The organism is Anaerococcus tetradius (assembly GCF_947087635.1).
Taxonomy (GTDB): Bacteria; Bacillota; Clostridia; order Tissierellales; family Peptoniphilaceae; genus Anaerococcus; species Anaerococcus tetradius.
Map to the genome: position 1 here is coordinate 51,116 of NZ_CAMUDP010000009.1, position 21,155 is coordinate 72,270.

The window sequence follows — 21,155 nt, forward strand, 5'->3', positions numbered from 1 at the left end:
TTAAACTCGAGAGTGAAAATCAATTGCAATCCTTTAGTTAATATGATAGAATTAAGTAAACGAACAATGTTCAGTATTTAAGGTCAGTAAGTATAATTAACCATTTGAATATTTTACTAAGGCCAAGTCTGCTATACATGAACAAAGTTCAATATTTTAAAGGAGTTCTTATGATTAACAAAAAGCTTGCTAAACTTTTAGCTACTGACAAAAAATATCTTTTTGCAAATTTGTTTTTTAGATATCTGTCTCTCTTAATGCAGATAGGAATTTTTTATCTTATTAGTGATTGTATAGGGAGGATTTTTGAAGATAGGCCAATTGATTATCCCAAATACCTAGCCCTAGGCCTAGTTTTTATAGGTCTAAGGGTTTATAGTCAGTACAAGGTGTCAGATATTTCTTTTATCTCTACAATGAAGCTAAAGGAGAAGATGAGGCTTATGATTTTTGATAAGCTAATGGACGATGGTCTTGATTACAAAAGATCCCTTTCCACATCCTCACTCTTGCAATTAGCTGTCGAGGGTGTCGATCAATTGGAAATATATTTTACTTCCTACTTACCTCAGCTTTATTACAGCTTGTCATCAGCTCTTGTAGTTTTTGCACTAATTTCTTTTATAAGCCTAAAGGCATCACTTATCCTTTTGATTTGCGTTCCTCTAATACCGATATCCATAGTTCTTGTCCAAAAAATCGCCAAGAAACTTTTGGGTAACTACTGGACTTCCTATACGACCCTTTCTGATATCTTCTTAGAAAATCTCGAAGGCCTAACAGAGCTTAAAGTCTATGGGTCAGATGCTTATAGGCAAGATTTGATGGATGATTTTGCAGAAAAGTTTAGGAAGGCGACCATGAGGGTTCTTGTAATGCAATTAAACTCAACTTCAATCATGGACATAATAGCCTATGGTGGAGCAGGCCTTGGTATTTCGATAGCCTTAATAGAATTTGCCCAGGGAAATATTACGATTTTTGCTCTAATTTTTATTAGTCTTTTGGCAAGCGAGTTCTTCCTTCCTCTAAGGCTTTTGGGTTCATTTTTCCATATAGCAATGAATGGAATCGCAGCTTCAAATAAACTTATGGCCCTTATCGATTGTGAAAGTCCTAAAGAGGGTGGCGAAAAAATAAAGGATGATAATATAGCTATTAGCCTAAAAAATGTAAGTTTTTCTTATAATAATGATAGAAAAATCTTGGATGCCATAAATATCGACCTTAAAAGTGGAGAATTTATAAGTCTAGTCGGTCTAAGTGGGTCTGGCAAATCAACCATAGCAAGACTTCTTACAGACATGACCTTAAAATATGAGGGGGCAATCCTCGTAAATGGTAAGGAGAAAAGTAAGCTTGACCCAAAAGATTTGCATGAGAAAATCATAAGAGTTGACTTTGACCAAAAACTCTTTAAGGGAAGCCTCAGGGAAAATCTCCTTATCGCTAATCCAAAACTAAAAGACCAAGATCTAATCAAGGTCCTAAAGGAGGTCAATCTTTACGAATTTTTTGACCAAGAAGCAGGCCTTGATACTCAAATTTTGGAAAATTCTTCTAATCTATCGGGAGGTCAAAGGCAGAGGCTAGTCCTTGCTAGGGCATTTTTGGCTGATGGACTCCTCTATATCTTTGACGAAGCTACAAGCAATATCGACTGTGTAAACGAAGAAAAAATTATGAAAATCATCAAAAAACTAAGCGAGGATAAGGCGGTCTTAATGATTTCGCATAAGCTAATAAATCTTACAGCTTCCAAGAGGATTTACTTTATGGAGAAGGGTCAAATAAAATCCTTCGGAAGCCACGAAGAACTTTATAGAAATTCTAAGTCTTATAGGGAAATTTTTGATAAGCAAGAAGAACTTGTTAATTATATAAAGGGGGTAGACTATGAAAAATAGAAGGAGCGGTTTTCTGATAATGAAAAATATGCTAAGTCTTGTGGGTGATTTGTATCCCCTTATGATTCTAGCAGTTTTTATAGGAAGTCTTGGCCACTTGTGTGCAAGCTTCGTTACAATATTTGCAGGCTTTGGTCTTCTTGCCATAATTAAAGGAGCAAATTTTTACTTTTTTATAAAAGTGATTCTAAGTATTGCTGTCTTTAGGGGAATCTTTCACTATATAGAGCAATACCTAAACCACTACCTAGCCTTCAAAATCTTGGCAAAGATTAGACATCTAGTTTTTAAAAAAATGAGAAAGCTTGCACCAGCCAAGCTATGTACAAAGGAAAGGGGCAAACTAATAAGCCTTATCACATCAGATGTCGAGCTACTAGAAGTCTTTTATGCCCACACGATTTCGCCTATAGCCATAGCCATCTGCTACATGATTTTTATGCTAATCTTTATCAGTCGCCTTAGTATCTACCAAGCAGGTCTAGCCTTCCTAGCCTATCTATCCATAGGATGTATAATTCCTCTCTATATAGGAAAATTAAACAAAGACCTAGGCCTTCTTAGTAGAAATAAGACTGGAGAGCTTAACTCCTTTGTTCTAGAAAGAATTAGAAATCTTTATGAAGTAAAGCAATTTAAGTTAAAAGAAGAAACTAAGGAAAAATTAATAGAAAAATCTAGAGCTTTGAAGGAGGTAGATTATAAAATAAATAAAATAAAATCCCTCCAAGAAGCCCTAACGACTGGACTTGTCCTTTTATCAAGCCTTGCCATGCTTATCCTATCCATCTACCTATACAAGAAACAAATCATAGGACTTTATGCAATAATCCTTGCAAGTCTTTCTATCCTATCAAGTTTTGGCCCCTTCATAGCCCTAGCCAATCTTGGGAACTTCTTAGCCTTTAGCCTTGCTAGTGCCGATAGACTTCTAGACCTCCTTGAAGAAAGCCCAATAGTAGAAGAAAATCTAGAAGATAGACAAGGGGAAGATTTCATTAAGGCTAATATAAAAAACATTTCCTTTGCCTACAAGAATGAAGAAATCATAAAAGACTTTTCTCTTCCTATAGAAAAAGGCAAGATTCTAGGACTTTATGGGAAAAGCGGTTGCGGTAAATCGACTATCCTAAGGCTTTTGATGAGATTTTGGGATGTCGATAAGGGAGAAATAAGCATAAATGATGAGAACATAAAAAATATCCCTAGCAAAAATCTAAGAAAAATGCAAAGTCTTTTGGCCCAAGACACATATATTTTCAATATAAGTATAGAAGATAACATAAGACTTGCCAAGCTTGATGCAACAAAAGAAGAAATAATCGAAGCTTCAAAGAAAGCATCCATCCACGACTTTATAGTTTCCCTACCAAACTCTTACAAAAGCCTTGCAGGAGAAGTGGGCAGTGGACTTTCTGCTGGAGAAAGACAAAGGATTGGAGTCGCTCGTGCCTTCCTCCACGATTCAGAGCTTATGCTCTTTGATGAACCAACCAGCAATCTTGATATCCTAAATGAGATAATAATTCTAAAATCAATCAAAGAATCCTCCAAGGACAAGACCATCCTACTAGTATCCCACAGCCTATCAAGCTTATCCATAGCTGATCAAAAAATAAAAGTAGGAGATAGAAGGAAATCCTAGAAGCCTTATTTGTCTTTATCAATCTTAATGATATAATTAAGGAGATAAGAAAAAAAGAGAGGTAACTATGGGTCAAACTACTATCATGCTCATGATTGTAACCGTTGTATCTAAGATATTCGGTTTTCTGAGAGAAGCTGTAATGGCTTCCTACATTGGAGCAAGTGATTTAAAAAGTATATACACCACTGCCAACACCCTTCCAGTTGTAATAGCAAACTTTGTGGCAGTTGGGATTATTTCAGGCTTTATACCAATTTATAATAAGGCCAAGAAGGAAGAAGGAGAAAAAGCAGCAGAGGACTTTACATCAAATATCCTAAACATCTTGATGGTCTTTGGAGTATTCGCAGTCGTATTCGGCATAATACTTGCAAGACCATTTTCTAAAATCCTTTCGCCAGACCTATCGGGCCAGTCCCTAGATCTTGCGACTAACTACACAAGAATAATGATGTTTGCAGTCTTTGCCTACCTATACTCAGCAGTATTTAGAGGATATCTAAACTTAAAGGGCAATTTCTTTGATCCTGCCATAACAGGCATCATCATGAATATAATAATAATTGCCTTCACAATCCTTACAGGACTTACCAAAAATCCTTACATGCTAATTATAGGAGCCCTTTTGGGAAACACTCTCCAGTATATCCTATTCCCACGAGCAGCAAGAAAGAAAGGCTATAAGCACAAGAAAATCTTAGACATCCACAACAAATATGTAAGAAGTCTTATGCTTGTTGCAGTTCCTATCATCCTATCATCAGCTGCCGGAGAAATTTCTATAATAATAGATAATTCCATGGCATCAGCTTTCTTTGGTAAGGCTTCCATATCAAAGCTCTTTTACTCAAAGACCATGCTAACAATGATAACAGGAATTATAACAATCTCAATAACTACAGCCCTATTTCCAACCATAGCCGAGCTTGGAGCAAGTGGTCAGATAGAAAAGATGAAAAAATCCATCAGCTCATCTGTCGTATCCACCATGCTTTTGGTAATACCTGCAAGTATAGGCATGGCTGTCTTGGCAGAGCCAGTAATAGGAGTAATATTCGAAAGAAATGCCTTCACCAGGGAAGATACCATAGCCGTAGCAATCCTTGTAGCAGCCTATGCACCAAACAACATCTTCCAATCCATGATAGATGTAATAGATAGGGGCTTTTATGCAGTTGGAGATTCCAAAACACCAGTAATAGTCGTACTGATCCAACAAGGGCTAAATGTAATCTTTAACCTAATCCTAATTAAATTCTTCGGCATCAGGGGTCTTGCTTATGCTACTGTCCTATCAACAGCAGTAGGAACTATCCTTATGGCATATCAATTTAGGAAAAAATTTGGAAGCTTTAACTTCAAAACTTCCATCATATCCATAATCAAGATATGCATAATCACAGCCATAATGTCCCTTGTAGCTGTAAAATCAAACAACTTCCTAGCGGCTCATACATCTAGGCTACTAGCCTTGTTTGGAGCAATAATACTAGCTATGCTAATCTATGCTATCCTAATCTTAATTGCAAGAATCCCAGAAGTAATGATAGCAAGCAACAAAATATATCACAAGATAAAAAGAAAATAAAAAACCGAGCCAAGTGGCATAAAGCAATCCAATAAAGGAAGCTTTAAGCCTACCGGCTCGTTTTTTTTACTAAAATAATAAAAAACTCCCACGACCACCCCTGTCATCCTTAATGGAATTGTCACAGTAAGCATAGCGAACTGATGAAATTCCTTAATCGAGGCTTTGCGAGGCGAAGCAGTGCTAAGCCCGCAAACTACCGTCGAGGAGCGATAGCGACGTGAGGATCTCTTTCTTTGTCGTCCTAGTGTTAGACGACTCTTGGACTTACTAGTGAGATTCCTCGGCGAAATCTGCGATTTCTTTGTCGGAATGACAGTGGGTTGCGTTCGTAGGAATGACAGTGGGTCTTCATTCTATGTCCATTTTTTGACATCCTTAATGGAATTGTTATAGCAAAAAAGCGACGTGAGAATCTACAACCCTGTCATCCTTAATGGAATTGTCACAGTAAGCAAAGCGTGCTGATGAAATTCCTTAATCGAGGCTTTTCGAGATGAGCATTCTGCTTATAAGGCGAATCCGAAAACTACCGTCGAGGAAGAAGCTTTGCTTCTGACGTGAGGATCTTTTTCTGGGTTCTTAGAAATTTAGTGAAAATCTCATATTTTAATTTGCTTGTAGTATTTGATTTTTCATAAATATTGATACTATCTTGGAGAAGTTTTCTAGGTTTGTTATCCTACAAAAGTCTGTGTTGTAGATTAGCTTGGCGTTTTCTACGTCTTCTTCTTCTCCAGTAAAGACTCCTAAAATCGAAACGTCATTTTCCTTTATATTTCTAACTTCCTTAGCAGTATCTTTGACAGCATTGTCATCGACATATTGGTCCTTGTCTAGTAATTTTACTGTGTTGATATTACTTTTTTCATCGTGGGGTTTGCCATCGGATAGGATTATTATAATGTTTTTGCAAGTATCCTTATCTTTTTCTAACAAGTCGTGGAGGGTCTTAAAGGCAAGGCCATCCCTGTTAGAGCCGGAAGCAAAATAGTTAAAGATTTTCTCGTTATTTTCCCTTTCGTCATAGTCCCTAAAGATATTAAAGACCGTAAAATCTTTGAGGGTCGAAAAACTCATCACCCTTATTGGGATATTTAGGGCATCCATTGCCTTTTCTATGATATAGGCTTCATTGGCGACCATGGCTTGGCGGCTTATCTGACTGGCAGAGCCATCAAGGAGGAGGTCTACCTTAAATTTACTTACATCGTCACTTTCTTCATTTATAAAAACGTCATAATCGTGAAGTACACTTGCCCTCCAAGCCTTGGTCGAATCAATAGCCCCAAAGTTCTTGTAGACCTCGTTATAGTCTAGAAAATTCGCTATGGAGTTTTTGATAGAAAGGGTTAGCTCGTTGATGGAGCGGTTGTTGATAGCCATATTTTCTTTGATATATTTTTCGTTTTTCTCAGCCTGTTTGACCCTAGCTTTTTTGTAGAAACGGGCGTTGGCCTTGGTGGAGTATTCTCCCCTAGTAAAGTAGAGCCTCTTGTTTTTGTGGATTCCCTTACACATCTTCTCTTCCAGAGCCGATAGCTTTTCTTTAGGCATAACTGATAGGCCATAGAAGTCTTCTATAAAGTCGCTTGAAGAGTGGTAGGCATCCTCGCCCTTGTTTAAAAACATGAGGTTTCTATCATTGTCTTGTTTTTTCTCTGCAAGGTAGATATTGCCCGTAAATTCCGCAGACCCTATACCGAATTGCTCCCTAAGATATTCTTCGGTGTACTTGGCATTATCAAGGTCTATATCCTCATCATCAAACTTTTGGGGCTTCTTCTCCTTGACCATCTGAGAAAAAGCCTCCCTATCCTTAGCCGACCTATCAAAGCGGAAATAAGTCTTAAAAAACTTATCAAGCTTATCGATTAAATCGGTAGTATTTGTAGTTTGGATAGAAAAAAGGGCAGAGTATATATCCCTAAAAAGCCTAGCTTCAGTAATAGGTCTAGCAAGTATCCTTCCGTAGTAGGCCTTTTCTATTTGCTCTTTTAAATCCTTAGGCTCGTGGTAGGCGTACTTATCCATAATCTCCTTGGCATATTTTTTCCTAAAGTCTTCAATAACAAGATTATCCTTGGCGATTTCCTTGTAGGAAATATCAGCTAGGAGAATTTCTGTCATAAACTTAAAATCTTCATAGAAGCTATTATCCTTCTTTATATAAGAAAAGAAGGAGGCTAAAATCTGCAAATCAAAATTACCTATCTTAAAACCTGTAATCATATTAAGGTAGATTTGATCCATGGGGTAGGATTCTTTAGGTAGGAAGTCATAGGACTTGGCGAAGTCCCAGATTATGTTGTACTGTCTGATTTTTTCTAATTGATCAATCATCAAAGACACTTTCTCCTATATCTGTTGGAATTTTACTCTTTAGGCTATCGAGGACGATTTGTCTTTCAAACTCGTCAAAGGACTTGTTGACAAGACCCATCATGAGGGCTTGGTAAGGAGAAAGACCAATCTTTATAGTTTCGATTGCCCCGATTAGACCACGAAGGTCGACAGACTTAGTAGAAATTTCATTGTTCTCGCTTTTTGTTTGTAGGCTTATAAAAAGGTCGATAAAGGCCTTTCTATACTTTTCTTTAAGAGTTGGGAAATTGTCAGAAAGGAGCTTATCCAAGTTAGCCTTGGAAATATTTGGAACATTGATAATCATAAACCTTGATGAAAGGGCTTCATTTAGCTCTCTAGTACCAACATAACCGTAGTTCATTGTCGCAATAAATCTTGTATTGGGATCAAGGACTATCTTCTCATAACCTGAAAGGTCGATAATCCTCCTATGGTCAAGACTTGCGTGGAGGACGGAAATCGCCTCGTTTTTCGCCATATTTATCTCATCCAAAATAGCAAAGCCTCCCTTTTCGGCTGCTTCTGTAATAGGACCCTTCCTAAAAACAACTTCACCATTTTTGAAAGTATCCGCACCAATAAGTGAAGCTGAATCGGTATTGACATGGAAAGAAACATTATAGGAAGGCCTTTGGAAAAGATAGGAAAGATTGGACGAAAGGACGTTCTTTCCTGTAGCCTTGGCTCCAGTAAGGAGAATATTCTTTCCAGCCAAAAGAGCAGCTATGGCCTCTTCCAAAACTTCCTTGCCATAATATTTGTATTCGGGCTTAATAACCCTGTCGTTGTCAGGAAGTCCGTTTTCTTTTCTATATTTTTCTAATTGGGCAATCAATCTCTCGTCGATGTCTTGCTCTTTTAAATATTCAATCATAATACACCTCGGATTTATTATACAATGTGCAGGGGAAATATCACTTCTAAATTTTCTTGGAAAAATAAGAGATATTAAATTGATTTGTGAAATTTTACAAGCAATTGACGATTAACGTTTAAATTTTACAGAGTTTGGTGTATAATGAAAGATGATATAATGAAATTTGAAATTAATAAACTATATATAAAAACAACAGTTAAAGTTAGGAGAAGAAGATGAAGAAATTAAGGAAGCTAATGGCCCTAGTGATAGCCACAACAATGATGGCATCAAATATCGCCCCGGCCTTTGCAAGTGGTTCTGATTATTCAGTCAAGACGCAAGATTATCTAAATAAATTAGATGTTAAGCCTGCAAAGCCTGCTGAGGGAGAAACGGCTGAAAAATTAATTGAAAATCCAGACCAACCAGAAATCTACACCTTGCGTACAGACTATAAGGTCCATAGGGGCGAAAAGTATAAAATTGACTACCAACCCTATGTGGCAAGTGTAGGTGCAGATGCAACACCCGAGGAGCAAAAAAAGGTTAACAAAAAAATCGACCTACCAGACCTAGCTGGTTATGAGAAGCCTGATGGTGAAGATTCTTTCAAAGATACTTATGATTATATTAAGAATGAAGCAAAAAATGGCGAAAAAACTGGCGACGAAAAATATGGTCTTAGATATATGGCGAAAAGAGATTTTAAATACCAAGCCAAGTCAAATCAAATTAAAATCAAACACGTTTTCCAAGACCTAAAAGATCTTACTAAGTACACCAATTCAGATGGAAGCGTTGGAGATGAAACTGCACTTTTTACTACTCAAAGTGGAAACACCGGTTCTACCATGGAAGTAATTCCTTTGCCTGAAAGTAATCCATATCGAAAGGGCTTTGTTCCTGAAAGAGAATCAATTACTATGCAAGTTCCAGAAAATGCTGAGAACTTTATTTTAGAATACCGCTACAACCGTGCCCACTACGATGTGACCTTTGACACACAAGGTGGCACACCACTTCCAGCTCGTACACTTTACTATGGCCAAGTAATACCTGAAATTGCCTATGAATCTATACCAACAAAAGCAGGCGGAGAGTTCCAAGGTTGGAAACCATCTGTTGATTTAAATACATCGGAGGGAAAAACATATAAGGCAAATGAAATAATTAAAGATGCAAATGGCAAGGCTATCGAAAATCTTGCTGCTAATTTAACTATGCCTCCAAGCAAAGTTACTTTCACAGCAGTATGGAAGGAAAAGGAAAAGGCTGACTACGCTGTCCAATTCTGGGCAGAAAAGGCAGACCATGCAGATGGTGCTTCTATAGCTGATAAGTACGACTATATAGGTACCCATGTATATAAAGGCCGAGACACAGGTTCGAGACCAGACCTGGATAAGGAACCTGTAAAAGACATAGTCTTCCCAGACCTAGACCAAGCCCGTCTAGACAAGATATGGGGTGGCGGAGTTCCTTATCTAAACAAGTTCTATGTCTACAACCAAGATTTAACACTTAAGCAAAATGCGGACCCTGCAAATGTGAATCTAGTTAAGTCTGTCGATTCAACAGGTAAGACTGTCTACAACATCTACTACGATAGACAAGTTTATGATCTCTACTTTACAAAATCTAACGTGGCTGGATCCGCTTTTTATCCAGAAATAACGAAAAACGATAAAAAAGTAGGCGAAGAGGGTAATCCCTACCACTTTAAGGCACGCTTTAACCAAAGTATGGTTGGCTTGTGGCCAGACGATGTAAAGGAAGTAAGGGGATTTGATGAAGGTAATAATAGTTTAGGATGGTTACCAAATTTAAAAAACCCAAAATATTTTTATAGAGACACGCCGCCTTATAGACTCTCCGCCAATCTCTTTATAGATTTTCCTGAATTAGAAAAACAAGGTGGATATGTTAGTGAAATAGACCTAGGCAATGGTCAAAAAAAGCCAGCTAGTATTACAGACCTTTCCTTTGGTATTGATCAAAATGAATCTACAATGCCCCACCACATAGACTTTTGGTTGGATGATTTTGATGGTGAACAAGTTATAGACTATGACCTCTACACCGTAAAATCGGATACCAATAATAATAATTATAAGGGGTTTCTTCCTCCAGACCTCCAAGGTTTTACACCAAAGAAGGAAGGAGGAAGAGGGTCAGAGTTTAAGGAGGATAGTGACTTAGACGATCTCAATGATGAGCGTGAAGAAAAAACACCTTTTCCTGAGGTATATTCTAAAGAATTAGATGAAAATGACGAGCCTAAACAAAAGGGCAAGTTATACTTTATGAAGTATTTCCCTAATGATGAGGATCGTGAATTTGATCAAAATGGCTACTTGAAATTTGAGTATTCTCGTAACAAGTACCCACTAAGATTTAACTACGACCCATCAATTATTAGAGATGATTCTTACTTTAATAAAAAAAACTCATTAGATACCTTCTACGAATTTCCACTAAAGGCTCTAAGTCCTGATTTAGAAGGCAACGAAGAATATAAAAAAGACAATCCAGCTAACCTATTGGACAATCCGGAAAATTTAGAAAAATTAGGCCTTACAGACCTTATTTTTACAGATCCAAAAGATGGCAAACTAAAGGTCAAAAGACCAGAAGGTCTTTCAGATCAAATGGCCTTCAAGGGCTGGGCATTAGACCCTGCTGGCACTAAGCTTGTCAGGGATAACGGAAGCGAGAAGATGCCTTCTCACCCAGTAAATTTATACGCTAAGTGGGGCGAACCAGACTACAAGTGGAAGGTAACCTTCGATCCAAACGGCGGATTTTTAAGAAATATTAAAGAAGATAACTTAACTAAAAGCCGCAAAAAGATCCAAGAAGGCGATATAGGTCAAGAAGAGACCAAAACCTATCCGATAAAAGAAAAGAGTGTTGGCGACAAGCAAATCTTTACAGTTTTTCAAAGGCAAAAACTTGTAGAACCAAATTTCAAGCCTACAAGAAAAGGCTACGACTTTTTGGGTTGGGAAGTAATTCGCTACAAGAAGAATCAAAAAGGCGACTACACAGACGAAATCGACGACTCATATAGAGAAACCTACAAGGTTCCAGAACTTTATTCCTTTGGTAACGACGTAGTTGCCCCAGTATATCTCAAGGCAATTTGGGTTCCAAATGCAAGAGTAGATGTTAAAGTTGAACATTATATATTGGACAAGGACTATAAGTTAAAGGAAAAACTAGAAGACACGCTTGAAGATAAACGTGCTGACTATTTAGTTGCTACAATTGGAGACAGACAAAATGACAAATATATCCTTGCACCTCATGAAGAGCTTATAGAAAAACTACCGGATGATTTAAAGGCACTATATGAAGAATATAATGGAAGAGTAAATGCTAATAACACCTACTTCCAACAATTCCGCGTAGAACCTGAAAAGAAATTTAATCCAAAAACCAACCAAGTAGAAGCTAATCCTGATGTAAAAAATAATGTATTTAAATTCTTCTACAAGCCATTTAGAACTCGTGAATACAAGGTCAACTATGTAGATGAAAGAGCCAAGGCTGAACTAGCTAAGGCTACACCAGATAAAGAGAGAAAAGCTATAATAGAAAAATATTCTATAGTTGATCAAGAAGTCGTGACAAATGGTAACCGCTACTATGATGCTAGAAACTATAGACCAATCCCAGGATGGGTTTTAGCTAAAGACGAAAAACCACAACAACAATTATTCTTTGATGTTGATGATAAAACAAATAAATTCTCAGGCATCAACGGCACAGGATCAGATGAAATTACCTTCTATTATAAGGACGTAAGGATAATTGAAGTGCCAAAGGATGCCCCAGTGCCAGATGGTTACGTCAGAGTGACCTTCAAGGCCGACAAGGGTGGATCTTTTGGTAAGGATAAAGATGGTAAAGATATTAAAGAACTTTACTATGATGTAATCAAGGGACTTAAATCAGACCTACTTCCAGTTCCAAAAGAACTAGCAGAAAGCGAAACTGTAGATAAAGACAAGTATTACATCACACCAGAAACTGGCAAGAAATTTGTTAAGTGGGATAATAAACCATTATTAAACAAAGATACAATTATCAACGAGAATCACGAATTTACAGCTTACTTTGAATGGTCAGGTCTAAGCGCATCTGGACTAGTAAGGACAGAAGCCTTCAAAGATCCTAAAAACAAATGGACAAATAACTTTGCTCCAACTATTGGCCAATTAAAAGCACAATTAGTTTGGAGAGAAAAAGATCAAGTAAAAGATCTTCCAGCAGGAACTGAAATAAAATTATATGACGAAGCTGGAAACGAACTAACTAAAGACGATCAAGTATATGATTTAGTAAATGAAAAGAACAAAGCCGACAAGGATGAGCTTGTTCGCAAAGTAAATATCAAGGCTAAAGTTACTTTCAAAGATGGCAAAGAACCACAAGAGCTTGATATACCAATTACAGTTTATAAAAACGTCTACGAAGCCCTTAACAAGGCTGGCGACAAACCACTATTCTTAAAAGAAGCTGAAGGAAAAGAAGCTAAAGATGGCGGACTAAAAGATGTAACTGGTAATTATGTAAAAGTTACAGTAAAAGCAAGCAAAGACTTTAACGATAAAGACGACAAGATTTACTATGTAAACAAAAATGCATGGGTAGAAATTCCAGAAGTTAAAACTGATGGTTCTTCAACATTTGTCAATTGGACAGCTGATAAGGATGCTCAAAACGAAAACGGAATTTTTGATTTTGGCAAACGACACAAATTTACTGAAGATACAGTTATAAGTCCAAGTGATGCTAAGGACGTAGTTGAACAAACAGATCCAAACAAGAAACCAGACGTACCAGATTCTTATGTAAAAGTAATAGTTAAAACAACTGATAAGGCTACAGATGAAACAACCTTCAAAAAAACTTTCTGGGTTAATCCTACTAAGGAAGTAACAATAGATGTAACAAATCCAACAGGCAAAACTATAGCTGCAAATCTTGGAACTATTGGGGCAGTTGGCTACACAATGAATTTCTCTAGGTGGGAAACAAAAGATAAGGCAAAAACTTGGAAAGACAAGATAGTAGGAAAATTTAAAAAAGAAACTACAATAGTAGCAAAATATTCTGTAACACCAGTTGTGATTAAGCCTCAAGTGCCAACAAGAGAAACAGTTCACACTCCACAAGGAAAAACACCGACAGTTGAAGAAATTACTAAGATGATTACTCCACCTGAAGGAAAGACTATTAAGGAAGTAAAAATAGTTACACAACCAGATGTAAATAATCCTGGAAAGAGCAAAGCCAAAGTAATCGTAGAATACACTGACGGTTCAAGCGTTGGTACAAAAGACAAACCTTTAGAAGTTCCAGTAGAAGTTCACAAAAATATAATTCCAGAAGCAGCTGGCGGACAAAAACCAAAAGAAGCCTTAGACAATTATGTAAAGGTAATCTTCAAAGCTGGTACAGGCGGAAGCATTTCTGGAGATTTAGTTTACTATGTAAGCCCAGAAGTTGAAGTCGATATGACAGAATCTGCAAAAGCAGTTACAAAGACTCCAGAAGTCGGATACTTTGTAAATGGTGAAAAATGGACTAACACAGCAAATAAAACTTTGAAAGACACATTTAAAGATCCAGAAACAGTCTTTGTATTTAACTTTGACAAGTCAAAAGATATAGTAGAAAAAACTGACGATCCAAATCAAGTTATTCCAAAAGGCTATGTAAAAGTAAGCTTCATAAGTAAAGATGGAAATAAGGGTAAGCTTGAAGGTGATAAATTAGAAAAAATCTATTATGTAAATCCAAAAGCTGACATTAAACTTGTAGAACTAGCAGACGGACAAAAAGCAAACGATAAACAATTAGCAGTTCCAAAAACAAAGCCTAGCGTAAACTACGTCTTTGATAGATGGTATGAAGATATAAATACTAAAGATTCAATTACAAGCGAAAGAAAATATGAAGCTAGATTTAAGCTAGCTGAGCTAACATTAACCTACAAAGCTGGCGAGGGTGCGAAAGGAACAGTTCCAGAAGCTGTTACAGTAGATTATGGAACAAGTGTTAGACTTGCTAGGCCAGATGGACTAACAAAAGAAAATGCAACATTTGCAGGCTGGAAGCTTGATGGTGAAGAAAAAATTTACCAAGCAGGAGATCTAGTTAAACTTGAAAAAGCAAGAACAGCCACAGCCCAATGGAAGCCAGCAGAGCATAGTGTGACATTTGATAGTAATGGTGGATCTAAGATTGATGATCAAAAAGTTAAACATAATGATAAATTAAAAGCTTTCGCTGAGCCTAAGCAAGAAGGAAAGGTCTTTATGGGTTGGAAAGAAAAAGGCAAAGAAGATAAAGAAGATTACTTTGATTTAACAAGCCCAATCACCGAAGATAAAAACTTAGTTGCCATCTGGCAAGAACCTGTCCAAGAAATTGGTGAAAATGACCCAGTTGAAGGACAATTTATCAAAGTTACATTCAGCAAAGGTGAGCATGGTGAGCTTAAAGGTAAAAAGACTTACAAAGTTGCAAAAGATTTAAGCTTTGAAGATGCAGTTAAAAAAGGACTAAAAGTTCCAAAAATTATTCCATCCAAATATTACAAGGCAAAAGATGCAAATTCTTGTTGGGACAAACCACTTGAGTTGAACAAACAAGACATAACATTTACAGCCCAATACGAGCTTATAGGAGATGTAATTCCTGTAGATAAAGCAGATAGAGAAGATAATGAAATCAAAAAAGAACAGCCTGAAGGAACTGTCCTTGTTGAGTACAAGGTAGCTGATACTGACAAGGCATATCTTGATGGAGCTTACAAGTTCTTCGTCAAGAAAGGAAAAGAAGTTACTATAAGATCACCATTGTTTGTAAAGACTGACAAAGATTACGACTTCAAGGGTTGGACATCTGGAAATCCTGATGACCAAGCTACTGAAGAAGAAAAGAATAAATGGGAGCAAGTAGCGAAAAAAGATGGAGAAGAAAAAGTTTATATAAGGGGTACCTTTGTAAAAGATGAAATAATCATCAATCAAAACGAAGACAAACCATTTATAGAAATCTTCAAGGCCAATGCTGGAGATAAATATGTCGAAATCAATGAATTATCTGAAGGAGCAGAGGGTAGGCTAAGTATAGTTAGAACCGATGAAGATGGTAATGAAGTTAAAAATGAAGAGTACGAATCTAGAACTAAAACTTTCAAGGTCAGAAGAAGAAGGAAGATAGTAACAATCGAGAAGAAAGTCTTTGACTTTAAGGGTGATTCCCTCCAAAGTGGTGACATTATTAGATTTAAGGCAGTAAAAGTAAAAGATGGAGAAATTACATCAGAATCAGATGTTACAGAAATAGTAATAGATTAAGGAGGAACTATTTGAAGAAGGGAATAATAACTGCAGTACTTAGCATTAGCATGATTTGTGCTGCAGTTAACCCAACTGAGGGGCTAGCTAAGGATAACAACCAAGACAACTTAGTAAAGGTGGCTAGCATTGATGTTAGCTCCTACCCCAAGTTGGAAAATAAAACTATTATAGAAGCAAATAGAAGACAAGCACGAAACAGAAGGTCAATTAGAGTAGAAAGGGGAGCACGCTTATTTAGCTCTCCTTACTTCCCTAGACAAGAACCTGATGACCAGCAAAAAGCAAAATTCTTCGCTAATGTAAGTGCGGATTTTGATGCAAAAGGACTTGATGGTAATGACTTTGATTGGGCTGGAGTCTTTGGCAAAGATATAGATGGAAATAAAAATAAGGCGCAAATTGTATTTGAACAGAAAGATGCGAATGGTAAAAGTACTGGAACAACATTTGGTCTAAAAGTTGATGGTAAGGGAAATTATAAATGGATTGATGGAAATGGAAAATCAGTAAAGTTACCCTTGTATTCATCTGATTTAAAACCATATAAGTATGCTGTATCACTAGATAAGGATATTTCAGACCATGTAAAACTTCTAACTGCGAAATTAAATGAGTCTGGAGAAAGCTCATATAAATTCGATCGCCCAGACCCTACAAGTGGAGAGATAATAGGAAATCTTACTTTAAAACTAACTATCCAACAGGCAGCTTCAACTAAGTTTACTTCTAAGTGGAATACAGAAGTAAAAGAAAAAGATAGACCTAAAGTAAAAGGTTATTTCCTTCCTGGTAATGAAAAAGACCCAGAAAATTATGGAGACTATCCTTTTCCAAGTAATGATACCGACAAGACCATTATAAGAAATGATAAACCTAATCCTGAAAATCCAGCTGAATATAGTGAGTATACGGCAAGTGATTTGGAAAAAACCCCAAAGGTCGATGTATTAGATCCGGCCCCTGACTCCACTGATACCTATACTCTTGATAGGGATAAAAATAGAATCTCTTATAAGGATAAGACCTACAAATATGATTTAAAATACGATGTCATAAATGGTGGTAGGCTTACTATGACAGAAATCTTGCCTGTAACTTTTGATGCTAATGGTGGCAAGTTTGATTCTATTACAGAAGATGGTAAAGAGCAAAAGATTGTCAAAGAAGTCGACTTCGATAAGGATTTGACTGATAAAGTAGAAGAGCCAAAAAAGGACCTCGAGACCTTTATGGGTTGGTCAGAAAGTAAAGATGGGCCTGTGCTCTCCAAGGAAGACTTTAGTAAAGCTATAAAAAATATAAAAGAAGCTAAGACTTTCTATGCTATCTGGGACAGCAATGATTTAATTAGCCATGAGCTTGTCGTTAATGAGTCCTACAAAGAAGATGATACTTTCGTAAATAACTTCATACCTGATTTGTCTACCATAAAAAACCAAATCAAGATTAAAAAAGAAGATGGAAGTGAAGCCCAATTAGCTGAAAATGATAGGGTAGAGATATTGGGAGATACAGGAAATGTCTATACTCTTACTGAGCTTAATAACAAACTTTATGATTTGCTAAGTGAAAAAACTAATCCTAAAGGAGAACCAAGTAGAAGTGAAAGCTTAACAGCTAAAGTAACTTTCGCAAATGGCAAGACCAAGACTGTAAATGTTCCTATTAAGGTTATAAAAAACATCTACGAAGCAAAGACCCTAGCAGAAAAGCCTTACTATGTTCCTGACTCTTATGTAAAAGTAACTGTTGATCCAACAACTAAGGCTAAAGATCCACAAAAGACTTACTACTATGTAAATCCAAAAGCCAAGGTAGTAATACCTGGAGAAAATCCAGAAGGTACTGGGGATAACAAGTTTGTAAAGTGGACTAGGGGAAATGAGGAATATAAATTAACTGATAGACCAAGAACACAATTTACAACTGCTAGTGAAATTGTTGCCCAATATGTTTCTGATGTAATACCACAAGAGGGAACAGAAAAGCCTGACAATGTTCCAGAAAACTATGTAGAAGTAAAATTTGTTCCTACAGAAAAGGCGACAGACGAAACAAAGGCAGATAAGATTTACTGGGTAAATCCTGAAAAAGATGTTACTATTCCAGTAACAAATCCAGTGGGTAAACAATACTTCACATTTAAAGAATGGAAGATTGGCAATCCTAAAACTGGTGAAACTTATACAGTAGGAAGTGCTAAGAAATTTACCACTCCTACAACAATCACAGCGACTTATGAGGAAGCTAAGGATATAATTCCATACGACCCAAGTTCAAGTGACCCAATGGCAAGACCTGAGGGCTATGTAAAGGTAAGCTTTAAGGCAGATAAGGGTCTAGAACTAACAGAAGAAAAAGCCTATTATGTAAAGAAAAATGCAGGTATCACTCTTGGAAATGCTGAACTTGTAAAACCAAAATACAAAGAAGAAACTGGCTATAAGTTTAAAGAGTGGGATAAGGAAGATAAAACTAAAATCGCAGAAACTGATATTGTAGTAACAGCAAAGGCAACAAAACTTGACAATGTTATTCCAGAGAAAAAAGAAGATGGAACTCCTAATGAAAAGCCAGCAGGCTACAAGGAAGTAACTTTTGTTGTAAAAACTGGTGACGAAGACAAAGGCTCAATTACTGGCGTTGCTAAATTCTATGTAAACCCAACAGAGCATGTTACAATCACCCCACCAGCTACAAAAGCAAACACTGGTTTTGAATTTGGTGCATGGGATAAGGATGCAACAATCCTTACAGTTTATGATAAAGACACAACAATTACAGGTTCCTTTAATGGCTTGAAAGATCTTATTCCAAAGAAAAATCCAGATGGCACAGAAAATCAACAACCAGCTGGCTATAAGACAGTAACTTTTGTAATTGACCCTGCCACAGGTGGAAAAATTGCAGATAGTGAAGTTAAAGTCTACTATGTAAATCCAGCTAAAGATGTAACTGTCCCTCAACCAAAAACTATAGCTGAAATAGGCTATGAATTTAAAAATTGGGATCAAGATACAACAACAGCTAAAAAGTACACTGATGACACAACAGTTAAAGGAAACTTTAAAAAGCTTGACGACATTATCCCATCAACTGATGATGAAGGAAAACAAAATGCCAAACCAGAAGGCTATGTAACAGTAACTTTTGAAAAAGGCGACCACGGAGAAATTACAAAAGGTCAAACAGTCTACTATGTAAATCCAAAAGCTGACCCAGCTAAAACATTAGGTGATAGTCTAATTAAAAAACCAACAGCAAAAGCTGAAACTGGTTATAAGTTTACTGGCTGGAATTTTACTGATACAAAAGAAATATTAAGTGATATTACAGTTATTGCACAATATGAAGAAATTGCTGATGTTATTCCAAAGACAAAAGATGACGAATCTGAAAAACCAGAAGGTTATATCACAGTCACATTCGACAAGGGTGCTAATGGAGAATTAAAAGGAAATACAACTTTCTATGTAAATCCAAATAAGGCAGTTGTACTTGAAGATAAAGCTCCTAAAATAAAACCAAACACTGGTTTCACTTCTGTAGGTTGGGACACAAGCATTAATAAAGCCATTCAATATAAGGATGGCGACAAAATTACCGCTCTTTATAACAAACTTGGCGATGTAATCCCACAAGAAAAAACAGATGGAACAGACAAACCAGCAGGGTATTTAACAGTAACATTTGATAAGGGCGACCATGGGGAATTAGATGGAAAAACTGTTTACTATGTAAAACCAAACAAAGAAGTAACAGTTTCAGCTCCAAGTGTTAAAGCATCTACTGGATATGAGTTTAAAGATTGGGATCAAAAATTAACACAAACATTTGCTCAAGATACAAAGATAACAGCTGAATATAAAACACTAGCTGATATTATTCCTCAAGGAAAAACGGATGGTTCAGATAAACCAGCTGGCTACTTCACAGTAACATTTAAGCCAGATGCTAATGGATCTCTATCAGGTACTACAGTTTACTACGTAAAACCTGATGTAGAAGTAGACTTAACAGAAACAGCAAATGCCCTAACAAAAACACCAAATCAAGGATATACAGAAAAAGGCGGAAGCTGGGATTATGCATTTAAGGCTGAGAAGATTACTGAGGATAAAACATATACATTTAGCTTCAAAGAGCTTGATGATGTAATTCCAAAAAAAGATAAGAATGGAAATAGAAATGATAAACCAGCAGGCTATGTAACAGTTAAGCTTATTCCTACAGAAAAGGCTAAGGATAAGGAAGTTAAATATTATTTTGTAAACCCTACAAAAGAGGTTACTATTAGTGAAACTCCAGAAGGAGATGAAGAAACTGATTCAAATAATATAAAATACACTTATCAATTTATAGGTTGGCAAACAACCCAAGGCACTATAGCTAGTTGGGATAATGGAAATATTAAGGGGACATTCACCCAAGATACAGAAATAACAGCTCTATATAAGACAAGTGTAAAGGCTGAAGTCTTACAAGAAGCCCCAAGACCTAAGAAAAATGTTACAACTCCAATAGGAACTACACCAGAAGCTGGTGACTTGATAGGAAATAAGGACAAGCAACCAAAAGGAACGACTTATACTTATACTAATGACGGAAGTCCAAATGTAGATAAGGGTGGAGATGTTACAGCCAAAGTTTTGGTTAAATATCCAAATGGTAAAACTGTTGTTGTCGAAGTTCCTATAAGTGTAACAACTGATATCATAGAAGATCATGATGGATCTGCTAAACACCCTGACAACTATGTCAAAGTAATAGTAGATACAACAGACAAGGCCACTGAGAACACAAGATTTAAGAGGACTTTCTGGGTAAATCCAGCTAAAGTTGTCAACCTTCCTATAGTAAATCCTAGTGGAAGTGGCAATTATGTATTCAAAAAATGGCAAATAGGAAATGAAGAATACAAGCTTAGTGATGGTAAACAGTTTACTGCAAATGAAACTACTATTACCGCTTCCTATGAAGAGGAGTATCCAGATATCATTCCTCAAAGTGGAACAGAAAAACCAAAAAATGTTCCAGATTCTTATGTGAAGGTTATAGTTGATACAGGGGAAAAGGCAGAAAGTAGAACTCAATCAACCTATTGGGTAAATCCTAATAAGGAGCTTACAATACCACAAGCTTGGTGGAAGGTTCAAGATGGATATGCCTTTGATAAATGGATTATGAGCCAAGATGAAACAGAAGTCAACTCTGATTTCAAATTAAATCAACCATACAAATATACAAAGAAAACTACTATTCTTGCTAAGTATAAGGAATGTGGCCTATGTCCAAATCCAAATCCAGGTGGAAGCGGTGGAGAAACACCAACTCCAAGCCCACAACCAGGTCCAGGCGGAAGTGGCGGAGAAACACCAACTCCAAGCCCACAACCAGGTCCAGGCGGAAG

At 36.7% G+C, this 21,155-nt stretch carries 7 protein-coding genes; 5 read left to right on the forward strand and 2 right to left on the reverse strand.

Annotation, left to right across the window (positions count from 1 at the left end):
- Nucleotides 1-170: 170 nt before the first annotated feature.
- The 3 genes from P6936_RS04405 (at nt 171) to murJ (ending at nt 5,143) form a co-directional block, all read left to right on the forward strand.
- Nucleotides 171-1,907 (forward strand): ABC transporter ATP-binding protein/permease, encoded by a 1,737-nt coding sequence (locus P6936_RS04405; RefSeq protein ID WP_276880955.1) that lies wholly within the window; start codon nt 171-173, stop codon nt 1,905-1,907.
- Nucleotides 1,897-3,552: an amino acid ABC transporter ATP-binding/permease protein gene (locus tag P6936_RS04410; protein ID WP_276880956.1), complete on the forward strand. Its 1,656-nt coding sequence runs from the start codon at nt 1,897-1,899 to the stop codon at nt 3,550-3,552. The genes P6936_RS04405 and P6936_RS04410 overlap by 11 nt, the downstream gene beginning before the upstream one ends.
- Before the next feature lie 67 nt (nt 3,553-3,619).
- Nucleotides 3,620-5,143: a murein biosynthesis integral membrane protein MurJ gene (gene murJ, locus P6936_RS04415; protein WP_276880957.1), complete on the forward strand. Its 1,524-nt coding sequence runs from the start codon at nt 3,620-3,622 to the stop codon at nt 5,141-5,143.
- A gap of 609 nt (nt 5,144-5,752) precedes the next feature.
- Here murJ and P6936_RS04420 read toward each other — a convergent pair.
- Nucleotides 5,753-7,486: a hypothetical protein gene (locus P6936_RS04420; protein WP_276880958.1), complete on the reverse strand. Its 1,734-nt coding sequence runs from the start codon at nt 7,484-7,486 to the stop codon at nt 5,753-5,755.
- On the reverse strand, nt 7,479-8,384 hold the full coding sequence (locus P6936_RS04425; RefSeq protein ID WP_276861997.1) for an AAA family ATPase: 906 nt from the start codon (nt 8,382-8,384) through the stop codon (nt 7,479-7,481). Before P6936_RS04425 ends, P6936_RS04420 begins: the two co-directional genes overlap by 8 nt.
- A 218-nt stretch (nt 8,385-8,602) precedes the next feature.
- On the opposite strand from P6936_RS04425, the gene P6936_RS04430 reads away from it, so the two are divergent.
- The gene (locus tag P6936_RS04430) at nt 8,603-15,742 is read left to right on the forward strand and encodes an InlB B-repeat-containing protein (protein ID WP_276880959.1); all 7,140 of its coding nucleotides are present in this window, start codon (nt 8,603-8,605) and stop codon (nt 15,740-15,742) included.
- Between the two features lie 11 nt (nt 15,743-15,753).
- Nucleotides 15,754-21,155: Rib/alpha-like domain-containing protein (locus tag P6936_RS04435; RefSeq protein ID WP_276880960.1), on the forward strand; the 5,402-nt coding region annotated here is incomplete at its 3' end.

Coding starts and splice junctions, on each gene's coding strand:
- P6936_RS04405 (WP_276880955.1), top strand. CDS start 171: ATGATTAACAAAAAGCTTGCTAAACTTTTAGCTACTGACAAAAAATAT.
- P6936_RS04410 (WP_276880956.1), top strand. CDS start 1,897: ATGAAAAATAGAAGGAGCGGTTTTCTGATAATGAAAAATATGCTAAGT.
- murJ (WP_276880957.1), top strand. CDS start 3,620: ATGGGTCAAACTACTATCATGCTCATGATTGTAACCGTTGTATCTAAG.
- P6936_RS04420 (WP_276880958.1), bottom strand. CDS start 7,486: ATGATTGATCAATTAGAAAAAATCAGACAGTACAACATAATCTGGGAC.
- P6936_RS04425 (WP_276861997.1), bottom strand. CDS start 8,384: ATGATTGAATATTTAAAAGAGCAAGACATCGACGAGAGATTGATTGCC.
- P6936_RS04430 (WP_276880959.1), top strand. CDS start 8,603: ATGAAGAAATTAAGGAAGCTAATGGCCCTAGTGATAGCCACAACAATG.